The sequence below is a fragment of the Longilinea arvoryzae genome (genome assembly GCF_001050235.1).
Classification (GTDB): Bacteria; Chloroflexota; Anaerolineae; order Anaerolineales; family Anaerolineaceae; genus Longilinea; species Longilinea arvoryzae.
This window is the reverse complement of the sequence record NZ_DF967972.1, coordinates 3981762-3994652: the sequence shown is the minus strand read 5'-3', so window position 1 is coordinate 3994652 and position 12891 is coordinate 3981762. Positions and strand designations below refer to the sequence as shown.

9 protein-coding genes are annotated in these 12891 nt (G+C 57.3%); 7 read left to right on the top strand and 2 right to left on the bottom strand.

The genetic code is table 11. The features are described 5' to 3' along the window. Positions 1 to 10 precede the first annotated feature (10 nt). The 3 genes from LARV_RS17885 (at position 11) to LARV_RS17875 (ending at position 6757) form a co-directional block, all read left to right on the top strand. The gene (locus LARV_RS17885) at positions 11 to 808 is read left to right on the top strand and encodes a glycoside hydrolase family 16 protein (protein WP_075074922.1); all 798 of its coding nucleotides are present in this window, start codon (positions 11 to 13) and stop codon (positions 806 to 808) included. A 91-nt stretch (positions 809 to 899) separates the two neighbouring features. Next, a complete protein-coding gene (locus LARV_RS17880; RefSeq protein ID WP_152031842.1) occupies positions 900 to 4349 on the top strand; it encodes a hypothetical protein in 3450 nt (1149 codons plus the stop codon). A 173-nt stretch (positions 4350 to 4522) separates the two neighbouring features. Further along, entirely contained in the window at positions 4523 to 6757 is a 2235-nt protein-coding gene (locus LARV_RS17875) for a xanthine dehydrogenase family protein molybdopterin-binding subunit (protein WP_075074921.1), read from the top strand. A 684-nt stretch (positions 6758 to 7441) separates the two neighbouring features. Here LARV_RS17875 and LARV_RS17870 read toward each other — a convergent pair. Together LARV_RS17870 and LARV_RS17865 are read right to left on the bottom strand one after the other, a co-directional pair. After that, positions 7442 to 8203 (bottom strand): DUF1295 domain-containing protein, encoded by a 762-nt coding sequence (locus tag LARV_RS17870; protein WP_075074920.1) that lies wholly within the window; start codon positions 8201 to 8203, stop codon positions 7442 to 7444. Further along, entirely contained in the window at positions 8200 to 9219 is a 1020-nt protein-coding gene (locus tag LARV_RS17865; protein ID WP_172797921.1) for an NAD-dependent epimerase/dehydratase family protein, read from the bottom strand. Before LARV_RS17865 ends, LARV_RS17870 begins: the two co-directional genes overlap by 4 nt. Before the next feature lie 218 nt (positions 9220 to 9437). Between LARV_RS17865 and LARV_RS17860 the strand changes: the two genes are divergently transcribed. The 4 genes from LARV_RS17860 (at position 9438) to LARV_RS17850 (ending at position 12885) form a co-directional block, all read left to right on the top strand. Then, positions 9438 to 10082, top strand: a complete 645-nt coding sequence (locus tag LARV_RS17860; RefSeq protein WP_075074919.1) for an L-fuculose-phosphate aldolase — start codon at positions 9438 to 9440, stop codon at positions 10080 to 10082. Positions 10083 to 10148: 66 nt separating this feature from the next. After that, positions 10149 to 10304, top strand: coding sequence for a hypothetical protein (locus LARV_RS20440; RefSeq protein ID WP_172797920.1), 156 nt, complete (start codon positions 10149 to 10151; stop codon positions 10302 to 10304). A 365-nt stretch (positions 10305 to 10669) separates the two neighbouring features. Next, positions 10670 to 11404: a GntR family transcriptional regulator gene (locus LARV_RS17855; protein WP_075074918.1), complete on the top strand. Its 735-nt coding sequence runs from the start codon at positions 10670 to 10672 to the stop codon at positions 11402 to 11404. A 224-nt stretch (positions 11405 to 11628) separates the two neighbouring features. Next, the gene (locus tag LARV_RS17850) at positions 11629 to 12885 is read left to right on the top strand and encodes a sugar ABC transporter substrate-binding protein (protein WP_075074917.1); all 1257 of its coding nucleotides are present in this window, start codon (positions 11629 to 11631) and stop codon (positions 12883 to 12885) included. Positions 12886 to 12891: the final 6 nt, after the last annotated feature.

Sequence of the window (12891 nt, the reverse complement as noted above, 5' to 3'; positions counted from 1 at the left end):
AACAACCGACATGCATGCAAATTCTGGCGCCGGCCAAACGATCTTCTTCGACGATTTCACCGCCGGGGAGCTCGACCGCAGCAAGTGGAACGTGGCGATCACCGGCGAGGTGACCAATCACGAGCAGCAGGCGTATATCGACTCGCCGGAGACACTCTACTTGATTTCCGGTGAGTCTGAAAACGCCAATGGGGCGCTGGTTTTGCACCCACGCTGGCGGCCGGGAACCCGCACAACCGGGGGACAAAGCTTCGATTTTGTCTCCGGGCGCCTCCACACCCGCGGCCGGGTGGAATTTACTTACGGAAGCATCGCGGCGCGCATCCGGTTATCCGCCGGGGTTGGATTGTGGCCGGCTTTCTGGCTGCTGGGACTGGGAACGTGGCCTGCAAGCGGCGAGATCGACATCATGGAGAATGTCGGCGAGCCCGATTGGGCCAGCGTGGCCGCGCACGGGCCGGGGTATTCCGGCGACGCCGGCCTTGTCAACAACCGCTATTTTCCGCCACAGAACGATGCCACATCCTGGCATGTCTATGCCGTCGATTGGACGGCGGCGGATGGGCTGCTATTCAGAATCGATGGTGAACTGGTGTACCGGGTGACGCGCCCGATGGTCGAGGTCTTTGGCCCGTGGGCCTATGACAACCCGAAATTCCTCATTCTGAATTTTGCGCTCGGCGGCAATTACCCATTCAAGGTCAACGGCGTGCGCCAGCCCTATTTCGGCCTGCCTGAATCTACCGTGCAGTCGATTCAACGGGGCGAGGCCCGGATGCTGGTCGATTGGGTAAAAGTGACCCAATGAAGGCCATTCTGAAGAGGATAATCGGGATTTTCCTGGCGCAAATGACACCGCGTTCAGGTTGAGAAGAAATCCGGAAATTGGAGTAAAGAATATGAACGCGACATCGCGCCCGATCTTTTTGGGTGAAACCTTACAACAACAGGTGGAACACGGCGTTTCAGGTGAATATGTCCGCCTGGAGGGCGAGAAGTATTTCAAGATCTCCGATTACGACGCCATGCCGCCGTTCTTCATGAGCCTGGTCAGCAGCTCCAATCATTGGCTGTTCATTGCGTCCACCGGCGGGCTTACGGCCGGGCGGGTCAACGTCGAGCAGGCGCTGTTTCCATATTACACGGTCGATAAACTGAGCGAAAACAACGAAAACACCGGCGCCAAGGCAATTTTTTTGGTCGAACGCGCCGGCAAAACGTACCTATGGGAGCCGTTCTCGAAACGCCAGCAGGGGTTCTACGCTATCCAACGGAACTTGTATAAAAATGTGCCCGGGACGATGCTGGTCTTCGAGGAGATCAACCATCACCTGAACCTGACTTACCGCTACGCCTGGCGCACCGGCGACACCTTCGGCTTTGTGAAGACCGGCTGGTTGCTCAACGATAGCCCGGCGCCCTGCCGGGTGGAAGTGCTGGATGGGCTGCAAAACCTGTTGCCGGCGAATGTTTCGGATTGGATGCAAACCGCCCTGAGTCCGCTGCTGGACGCGTACAAACGCAACGAACTCAACCCGTCCGACGGGCTGGGTCTCTACACCCTGAATTCAGCGTTGACCGATCTGGCGGAACCGAGCGAATCCTTACTGTCCAGCGTGGTCTGGCAGGTTGGGCTGGATGCAAGGGCTTATCTGCTTTCTTCGCGCCAGTTGGATGCGTTCCGCGCCGGGCAGCGCATGGAAACGGAGACGGAGATGCGCGGAACGCGCGGCGCTTACTTCGTGAACAGCCACCTCGAACTGGCGGCCGGCGAAGGCAGAGCCTGGCATCTGGCAGCGGATGTCCATCAGGATGCAGCCGCGGTGGTGCACTTGCGCAATCTGCTGAAGAAGAATCCGCTCGAGTTATCGGCGCTGCTGGAAAAGGACCTGGCTGAAAATACGGCCGGCCTGGTGCGGATCGTGGCCAGCGCGGACGGTTTGCAGGTATCCCAACATGCCCTGCACGCGGCGCATCATTTCAGCAACGTGATGTTCAATGAAATGCGCGGCGGTTATTTTCCGGATCAATACACGATCCGCAAAGAGGACTTTGGCGATTATGTTGGCGCGCTCAACCGGCAGGTGTTGGCCGATCAGGCGGCTTTCTTTGAAAGCCTTCCATTCCGTCTGTCCATCCAGGAGCTGTGCAGCCTGGCCGAACGAACCGGTTCGGCGGATTTGACCCGCCTTACCCATGCCTATCTGCCGCTGGCATTTTCCCGCCGTCACGGCGATCCCAGCCGCCCGTGGAACCGATTCTCGATCAATCTCAAAAAGAAGGACGGTTCGCTGAAGTACGACTACGAAGGCAACTGGCGCGACATCTTCCAAAATTGGGAGGCCCTGACTTATTCCTATCCGGAATATACCGAAGGCATGATCTCGGCTTTTTTGAATGCCACCACGGTGGATGGCTACAACCCTTACCGCATCACCCGGCGCGGCATCGACTGGGAGGTGCCCGAGCCGAACAATCCGTGGGCCAACATCGGCTATTGGAGCGATCACCAGATCATCTATCTGCTCAAGTTGATGGAAATCAGCGTTAAATTCCATCCCGGACGCCTGCAGAACGATCTTTCACGGGCGCTGTTCAGTTACGCCAATGTGCCATACCGCATCAAACCCTATGCCGAGCTGCAGCGCGATCCGTACAACACGATCTCTTTTGATAGGGAACTGGATAAGGCGATCAAAAAGCGTGCCCAGGAACAGGGCGGCGACGGAAAGCTGGTTCAATCGACCGATGGCCGGGTGTTGCACGCGACGTTGATTGAAAAACTGCTCACCCTGCTGCTGGCCAAGCTGGCGAATTTCGTACCGGAGGGCGGCATCTGGATGAACACGCAGCGCCCGGAATGGAACGACGCCAACAACGCGCTGGTCGGCAAGGGGTTGTCGCTGGTCACGCTGGCTTATCTGCGCCGCTACATCGTTTTCGCGCGCGGCCTGTTACAGCAAAGCGGCTGCGTAAATCTGGCGGTGCGCGCCGAGATCCGCGATTTCTTCGACCGGGTCGGGAAAATCCTCCAGGATTCGGAATCCTGCCTGCAGGGCGGGTTCACCCCGGAAACACGGCGAGCATTGATGGACGAACTCGGGCAGGCGGGCAGCGACTACCGCTGGAATTATTACGAGCATGGGCTCAGCGGAGAAAATGCTCAATTATCCGCGCCGGAAATCATCGATTTTCTCGATCGGACGCTGCGTTACTGTGACCACACCCTGCGCGCCAACCGCCGCGAGGATGGGTTATATCACTCTTACAACGTTCTGCACCTCGAGCCGGGCGCGGCCAGGATCAGTCCTCTGTACGAGATGCTGGAAGGTCAGGTCGCGATCCTGTCGTCCGGGCTGCTCGACGGCGCCGAGTCGCTGGCGTTGTTAAAAAGCTTGCGCCGCGGACCGCTCTTCCTGCCGGGCCAGTACAGTTACATCCTTTATCCGGACCGGGAACTGAAAGGCTTTGTCGAACGCAACTGTCTCGCGCCGGATCAGGTCGAAGATCTGGCCCTGGTGAGTGAGTTGATGCGCGCAGGCGATGACAGCCTGCTGGTTCGGGATGAAAACGGCGACTTTCATTTTGCCGGTAAGATTCGCAACCTGAAGGATGTGCGGCGCGCACTGGAGGCCTTGAAACACCAGGCGCGTTTCGCCGACCTGGCAGCTCGGGATTGTGAAGCGATCGAGGTGTTGTTCGAATCGACTTTCCATCACGATCAGTTCACCGGCCGCTCGGGTACTTTCTTCGCCTATGAAGGCCTGGGAAGCATCTACTGGCATATGGTTTCCAAGTTGCTGCTGGCTGTGCAGGAGACCATTCTGCGCACCCGAAACGCCTCGAGTCTTTCCGAATTACGGGATTGCTATGCCGACATTCGCGCCGGTCAGTGCTTCAACAAAACCCCGGCGGAGTACGGCGCTTTTCCCACCGACCCCTACTCGCACACCCCCCGCGGCCAGGGCGCGAAACAGCCCGGCATGACCGGCATGGTCAAAGAGGAAATTCTGGCGCGGCAGGCCGAATTGGGCCTGGTCATCATGGATGGTTGCGTCGCCTTTGATTTCCTGCTGTTCGATCGCGGCGAACTGCTGCGCGAACCGTCCGTGTACGAATACCTGGATCCGGCCGGACAGCCCCGCCGGATCGAACTGCCGGCCGGTTCACTGGCCTACTCATTCTGTCAGGTCCCAATCGTTCTGCGCATAGCCGAACAACCCGGCATCAGCGTTCACCTGCGCGAGGGTGGCCAGCGCCACGTTCCGGACAATCGTCTGGATGCTGAAACCAGCCGGCATATCTTTCTGCGGGATGGCGAGGTGGAATGGCTGGAGGTAACGGTTTAGGTCGAAGCGCCCGATGTTGTCTGACAAATCGCATGAATGACAATCAAAATGTCAAGTGTGCATATTACCCTTAATTTCCTTGCAATCCTCAATTGATCTTGCGCTGAATATTCGACTACACTACAAATGAGGTAATTTCTTAACCCCGAATATTCAGATCGGACAAAAAGATCATGAAATATATTGGCCAGTCTGTTCAAAGGATTGACGCGGTAGCAAAGGTAAAAGGCGAAGCCGTCTTCGCTTCGGACATGGTGATGCCCGGACAGGCCTACATGAAGATGCTGATGGCCCGCCGGCCGCATGCCATCCTCAAGCGCATCGATACCTCAAAGGCAGAGGCGCTGGCCGGCGTGCTCACTGTGCTTACTTCCAAAGACGTGCCCTGCAATGAGTTCGGCTATTACACGTACGATCAGCCCGTGCTTTGCGGCCAGAGCGACAAGCCCTATACGGATCGGGTGCGTTTTGTGGGCGACCGGGTCGCGGCCGTGGTTGCGGAAACCGAAGCCATCGCCGCAAAGGCCCGCGATCTGATCGAGGTGGAATACGAGGATTTGCCGGCAGTTTGCGATGTGGAAGAAGCCATGCAGCCGGACGCCCCGATCCTGCACCCGGACGTGGGCAGTAACGTATTCAGTCACCACAAACTGTACAACGGGGACATCGAAGCGGGTTTTCAGCAGGCGGATGTGATCGTCGAATCCGTTCTGAACACGCCCGCCCAGGAACACGCCTTTCTGCAGACCGAGTCCGGCCTGGCCTACCTGGATGAGGAAGGCCGCCTGGCGGTGGTGACCACCGGTCAGTGGGGTACGAAAGATCGCAAGCAGATTGCGCACGCCCTCGGGTTGGCCGAGGATCAGGTGCGCGTGATCTACCCGATGACGGGTGGGGCCTTTGGTGGGCGCGAGGATATCTCCGTCCAGATCATCGTGGCCCTGGCTGTCCTGAAGTTAAAGCGTATGGGCAATCCCCGGCCGGTCAAGGTGGTCTGGACCCGGGAAGAATCGATCCTGGGGCACTGCAAACGCCATCCCTTCCGCTTCTTCACACGCTGGGGCGCGACCAGGGAAGGCAAGATCGTCGCAGCCGAGGTCAAAATGCTAGCCGACGGCGGCGCTTATAAATTCACGACCAGCATTGTCAGCAGCAACACCGTGATCAATTCGCTGGGGCCCTATGAAATTCCCAACGTCAAAGTCGACGCCTATGACGTTTACACCAACAACGTACCGCGCGGCGCATTCCGCGGCTTTGGCGGTCCACAGGGGGTTTACTGCGCCGAGCAGATGGTGAATAAACTGGCCGCCGCGCTGCATATGGACCCGATGGAACTGCGCATGCGCAATCTGGCGAAGGAAGGCTCGCTCCAGACCATGGGCACACCTTTCCCGCCGGGCGTGACCATCCGAGAAGTCACCCGGGCCTGCGCGAAGGAAGCCGGCTGGAGCGACACCTCCGCGGGATGGAAACGCACCCATCCTCTGCCGAAAACCGATCCGGATCGACCGTATGTGCGCCACGGGTTGGGGCTCGCCTGCGCGCATAAGAACGTCGGCTTCTCGTACGGCTACCCGGAGAATTGCACCATTGGCATCGATCTGTTCGGTGAAAACGAGATCGAACGGGCGGTCATCCGCCACGGCGCCAGCGAAGTTGGCATGGGCGCACACACGGTGATCACCCAGATGGCCGCCGACGCGCTCGGGCTGCCGATGGAAAAGATCGAACTGGTCTCTACGGATACCGCCCAGGTGAAGGATGCGGGCTCGGTCTCTGCCTCGCGCATGACCTTCTTCATCGGCAACGCGATCAAAGAAGGCGCCGAGAAAGCCCTGGAAATGTGGGCGAATGAAGAACGCCCTGTGCACCTGGACCATACCTACTGGCCGCACCAGACCACCGCGCCCGACCCGGAAACCGGGCAGTGCGACCCAAACGTGGCTTATGCGTATACCACCCAGGCCGCCGAGGTGGCGGTGGATCTGGAAACCGGCCAGGTGAAAATCGAAAAGATCTACTGCACCATCGATGTGGGCAAAGCCATCAATCCGCAGCAGGTGGTCGGGCAAATCCAGGGTGGGTTGGTGCAGTCCGTCGGCTACTCGGTGTTGGAGAACTTCGTCGAGAAAGACGGCCGGGTTCTCACGCCGAACCTGTCCACCTATCTGGTGCCGACCGTGCTGGATATCCCGGAGGAAATGGACATCCAGGTGCTGGAAATCCCCGACCCGCGTGGTCCCTGGGGGGCGCGCGGCCTGGGCGAGGTCATGAATATGTGCCTGGCGCCGGCGGTCACGGCCGCCGTTTATGACGCCACCGGTGTCTGGTTCGACCATTTTCCGTTGACTCCCGAGGCAGTGTTGAACGGCCTTGCCGGTGGTGAGACCCTGGAAGAGGGCTAAGAATTTGAAGGGCTGAAAAATCCAGCAGGATCGCATCGTCAAATCGCAGAGCGATGCGCTGGTCCATGGTTCATTCGAAGGGCGCGTCCAAACCTGGACGCGCCTTTTTTGCTTCCGGGACGAACCATGGTTCGGGAGCTGTTATCGATCCAGACACGGCCTTTGGGGAACTCTACGCGTAAACTGGAACGACCTTTATTGCCTACCTGTATACCGGCCAGCAGTTCGGTTCGTTGATCGGATGGTTTAGCCTGCGCGCCGGCTACGCCGATCCGAGTAGAGACAGGGCTGCCCAAGAACTGTTAGATGTCATTTGAAATTTCCCATAGGAGGTATTCCATGGCATTGTTTGGAAAAGCACAGGTAAGAGTTGAACTTCAGTGCTCGCAAGGTTGGATAGTCAGGTACTTATGAAGCGTTGATGGAGACGGCCATCATTGTGCGCCTAAATTGCTGATTCCCTTCGAGAAACTCGAATCCTAAAATTCGGGGATGACCGTTTGATTGGTAGATTAAATTTACGCGATGCGTATGACTCAACTGTTCCGGAATGGCGAAAATTCGCTGAGGCGCGCGGGATAATCAACATTCCCGCCGAATATGATCTACAGCTTAAGATCAATCGGTTGGGGGCGGGTGATCTCTCATTTCACACCCGCCAGCATCCCGATGACATCCAGTGCCCTACCACAACCCCGGGATCAGCGCTTTGCGCTCGCCCGGGTAATCCGCGAAGTTGGCATGGTACCAGGCGTGATGTGAACGGGCGCGCGGGGCCAGGTTGGCGATCGTCCACACGGCAAAGGCCAGCCCAGGCAGCGACCAGGTCGCCAGGGCCCAACCGCACCATTCGACGATTTCGCCCAGGTAATTGGGGCAGGAAATCCAGCGGAACAGACCGCCGTAGGGAATCCGGTAACCGGTTTCGCCGGGCTGGCGCAGACTGCGCAGGGTCAGGTCGGCCCAGCGGTTGAGGATGGTACCCGTCAGAAACAGAATGACTCCCACCCAAAAACGCGCATCCATGAGCCAGCGCTGCGGATACCCACCCGAAAAAGTAAACAGGAAACGACCATTCGCATAGGCGTTGCCCAGGTTGAAGGCAAAGCCCATCAGCATCACCGCGATGGGCATTTTCTTGTGCCCGTCGCGGATGGTGAAGGGATAGATGAATGCGCGGTGGATGTAATGCAGTTCCCACAAAGCGAAGAAGACCAGGATGGGCAAATTCCGGGGAACGCTGCCCAGGGCGAAGCAGACGGCAAATACCAGCGCGGCCGGCGATTCCATAATGATCCAACTGGACTGGTTGGCGATCAGCGGGCCCCAGCCCCGGCGGAGATGCCGCCCGTAAGGCGCGCTGATGAAAAACAGGGCCGCAAAGACGCCCGCGGCCACGGCCAATCCTGCCAGAACGACGAAGAAGTTCAGTTTGCCTTCGATCATGGATGTCTCGCTGCCAGGTAACCGTGTTCATGAAACCAGTTGAGCGTATCGCGCACCGTTTCGTCCAGCGGGCGGGCGGTATATCCCAGATCGCGGGTTGCGCGCGCGCAGTTCACCTGGCGATTGCCGCGCAGCGCGTCCAGGGTCACTTTCGTATAGATCGGGTGAGTGCCGTTGAAGTGGGCCATTTTCAGCATCACCGGCGCGAAGGCATCTGCCAGCTCTATCGGGACGTTGAAGCGCGGGGCGGGTTGGCCGGTCACGGCGGCCACTCGTTCGGCGACTTCGCGGATGGATTGCCAGTGGCCGCCAAGCAGGTAATGGGCGCCGGTGGGGGCAATCTGTTCGGCGCGCAATGCGCCCATTACCACATCGCGCACGTCCACCCAGTCGAAACCGCCGCGCACCAGGGCAGGGATGCGCCCGCGGGCCAGTTGAATCAGCGCCTGGCCGATAAAGGAGGGCTTGAAGTCATTCGGGCCGAATATCGCGGTGGGCCGCAGGATCACGGCATCCAGACCCCGATCGATGCCGGCGTGAACTTCGCGCTCGCTTTGCGCTTTGGAACGCTGGTAGGGCGAGATTCGCTCGAATTCAGCCGCCGAACGATCCTCATCGATCAATGGCCGGGTTTCGTCCACCCGCACATCGTAAGGTTGCGGACTCAGGGCATCGATCGAACTGAAATGCACCAGCCGCCGTACCCCGCAGCGCAGGCAGGCGGACACCACGTTTCGAGTTCCCATCGCGTTGACTGCTTCCATTTCAGGGCCGGAGTCCATCTCTAGCGAGATGGATCCGGCCAGGTGGTAGACCACATCCACGCCGGCCAGCGCTCGTTCAAGCGCTTCCAGATCACGAATGTCCGCCTGAACGGCCTCGACCTCCAAACCTTCCAAAGCCCGGCGATCTTCGTGCACCAACGCTCGAACGTCGCGCCCCTGCTTCAGCAGAGCGCGGGTCAGATTTGCACCGACCAATCCAGATGCCCCCGTGACGAGAACGATATCGCTCAAGCCCCACCTTTTTAATATTAGGATCGTTTCTTTATTATAAGGTCCGTATCAACTGTAAGACCGCAAGTAGATTTCAGAATCAAAAACACCATTGAATTGTGCCCGGGCGACCGGGATAGAGGTGTTTTTTGTTACCCTGAGCATTACAATTGTTCACTATTGAAAATTTGTAATGTTGCCGATAAAGTGGAAAGTAAAATGCCCCAAAGGAGAAAAGGATGCTTTTAGAGCGTGAACGTGAGTTAATCGTAAAGTACGGCCGAAAGTTGATCACATCGAACCTCACCACCGGTTCGGGCGGAAACTTGAGCATCTACAACCGTGAAGAAGGCCTGGTGGCCATCAAGCCGACCGGAATCGACTATTTCGATATGGAGCCGGTGGATGTGGTGGTGATGACGATCGATGGCCGAGTCGTCGATGGCAACAAGCTGCCTTCAAGTGAATTCAATTTTCACCTTGGCCTGATCAAATCCCGACCCGATATCACCGCAGTCATTCACACCCACCAGGTGTATGCGACGACCATTGCCTGCCTGGGCTGGGAGCTGCCCGCCGTGCATTACCTGGTGGGATTTTCGGGCAACAAGGTCCCGATCGCGCCGTATGCCTGCTTTGGAACACCCGAGCTGGCCGACAACATCATTCGCTCGATTGGGAATTATAACGCCTGCCTGATGCAAAACCACGGCCTGGTGACGGTTGGCGCAAACATCGCCACTGCTTTTACCGCCGCGGAGGAAATCGAACTGGTGGCGCGGCTTTACTACCAGACCAAATGCATCGGCGAGCCGGTCATTTTGTCGAATGACCAGATGGCTGTCGTTGGCGAGAAATTCAAGACCTACGGTCAGAAGAAATAACGATTTAGTGGTTGCGGGAAAATCCGGCAGTTTATTGGATCTTTTAACAGCATCGGCGCGTTCAGCATGGATACCGTCCTCATGCGCAACAGGCGCGTCATTGCCTACGATCCCTACCTGTCACCGGCCAAAGTGGCTGAGCTCGGTGTGGAACTGGTGGCCTGGATGGACGGCAAACGCCCTGAACGGGTTTATAACGCAAAGACCCTCTGGCCCGCATAAAGTCATCATTCCATCCGGTCGAATCATTGGATCGAAGAGCTGTCCGGATTGTCCCCCGGACAGCTCTTCGTGATTAACCTTCCGATCGTACGACATGCGATTGTGGGCCGGGCGGTCGGTCCGAATACGGCGCAAATTATTTTTTACAACGCATACGATCCGGCTTTTTTTACATGACAAATGCCATGCGGTTTATGTGATGAAAGTGGGCGCATTTGAGTAGACAATTACACATATTGTTGATTGACGCTCATTCATTCCGGGATAGAATCATCATCAGAATTATGTAGATGATTATACAAATCATCTCTTTGTCTAAAGGACTACACATGGAATCCCCCAACCGGACACTTGAAGGAAGCCAAATGGATTACCTTAGCCTGGCCGCCAAGGATGCCCCCATGTATGTACAAATCCGGGAAAACTTGCGCTACCAGCTACTTTCCGGCCTGTACAAACCGGGCGACCGCATCCCCACGGAAGCGGAAATGGCATTCAAATGGAAGGTAAATCGTTTGACAGCCCGGCGGGCGATCACCAGCCTGGTGGATGAAGGCTACCTCTCGCGCCAGGTCGGGCGCGGCACATACGTCATCGACCGTAAATTGTGCCTGAACGAAGAAACCCACCTGACCAGTTTCTGGGAGACGATCGTCGCGCTCGGGATGAAGCCATCCTCCCGGGTGGTCAACTGCGAGATGAACCCGGCGCCGGAGGATTTCGCTAAGCGGCTCGAAATCCGGGTGGGCGATCCGATTTACAAGGTCCAGCGGATCCGCCTGGCGAACGATGAACCGATCGCCTACCAGGTCAATATCTTCCCGGCGTTTATCGTCCCGGATCTGACGACTCAGGATCTTGTGACTCTGTCTTTGTATGCGCTCTATCGCAAGAACGGCTATTTCCCGACTTTCGGTGACCAAAAAATCAGGGCCATCGCCGCAGACAACGACATCAGCAGTTACCTGAAGGTTCCGAAAAAATCCCCCGTTCTTTACGTCGAACGGATTACCCGTGGAATCGATCGCAAACCGATCGAAGCGACCCAATCTTATTACCCAGGAGACCAATACAATATCGTTATGAAATTACATGTTTAGCTGTAAGGGCTGGACGACCTTAACGAAATTCCCCCCCCCCCGACCCCAATACACTGAGAAATCGAACCGTGTTCAGTAAGGGCCATTCCGTATCCCGGTAATGGCGTGGTTTCGTGTTCCCCAATTTCGGGGACCATCCGATGGACACAACAATGTTCATACTAGTCAGAACATTGATAAATCCCGTGTCAGAGTCCTATCCAATTCTTAATGGAGGAGATTGCATGAAAAAGGTAGTAACGTTCGTTGCTTTACTTTTCGTCGCCTGCATGTTCCTCACTGCATGCGCGCCGGCTGCCACTGCGACATCCGCAGCTGTTGAACCAACAACTGCACCCGCTGTGGAACAGGCGACCAGTGCTCCGGAAGCAACCACTGCCCCGGCCGCTGAGAAGAAGGAATACAACATCGCTGTGATCCGCTGGGATCCGAACGACATTTACTTCAACGGTGTCCAACTCGGTCAGGAAATGGAACGCGATCGCATCCAGACCGAAGAAGGCGTCACCATTAACTTCAATGTGTTTGGCGCCAATGATGCTGCCAAGCAGGTGACCGCTCTGCAGCAGATGATGGATACGGGTATCGATGGCGTTTTGATCTCCCCCTGGCGCGGTGAAGCAATGGTCAGCCTGGTGGAAGATCTCAACACGCGCGGCATCCCGGTTGTGGCGCACAACAATGCCATCCCGGGTGGAAAGAGCGCTTTCGTTGCCATGGACAACTTCGCAGCCGGTGAAGGCGCTGCCAAGTACGTCGTACAACGCCTCGAGGAAGTTCGCGGCGCTGATTGGGCGAAGACCGAAGGCGGCGTTCTGGTTGAACTGCGCTGCATTGTGACCATTTCCGCGGATATCGGCCGCCATGATGGTTATCACTCGGTGTTCGATCCCATCCTGGCCGAGAACAAGAACCTGACCTGGGAAACCACCGAAGCTGGTTGCGATGGCGCCAAGGCCCGCAAGTACGTGGATGACATGATCTCGCGCTACGGCGACAAGATCATGGCCATCGTCAGCATCGACGGCACCATGGGCGTTGGCGGTGCGGTCCCCGCGCTGGATGCTCAGAGCATGCTGGTTCCGCCAGAAGATGCGAAGCACATCGTGATCGCGACCGTGGATGGCACCCAGGTTGAACTGCAGGCCATCAACAAGGGCGACACCGATGTGAGTTTCGTCCAGCCGGCCGTTGGCGAGGGCATCACCTCCATGCACGTTCTGTGGGACATGATCAAGAACGGCGGCGCCCAGATGGATACCCCCACTGCGGATTCGGACTACCTGACCGGCGATGAGCCCTGGGAACCGGTTGTCGAGACCTCCGGCGCAAGCCTTGGCTTCGAAGGCCCCTGGTTCAAGCTGCAGACCTACGGCGTCCCTGTGGATCGCAAGGTTGAAGATAAATCCAACTGGGGCAACCTGATCTACGTCGACCAGAACGGCTCCGATCCTGTGTACGACGGCAATTACGGCAAATAATTCCTG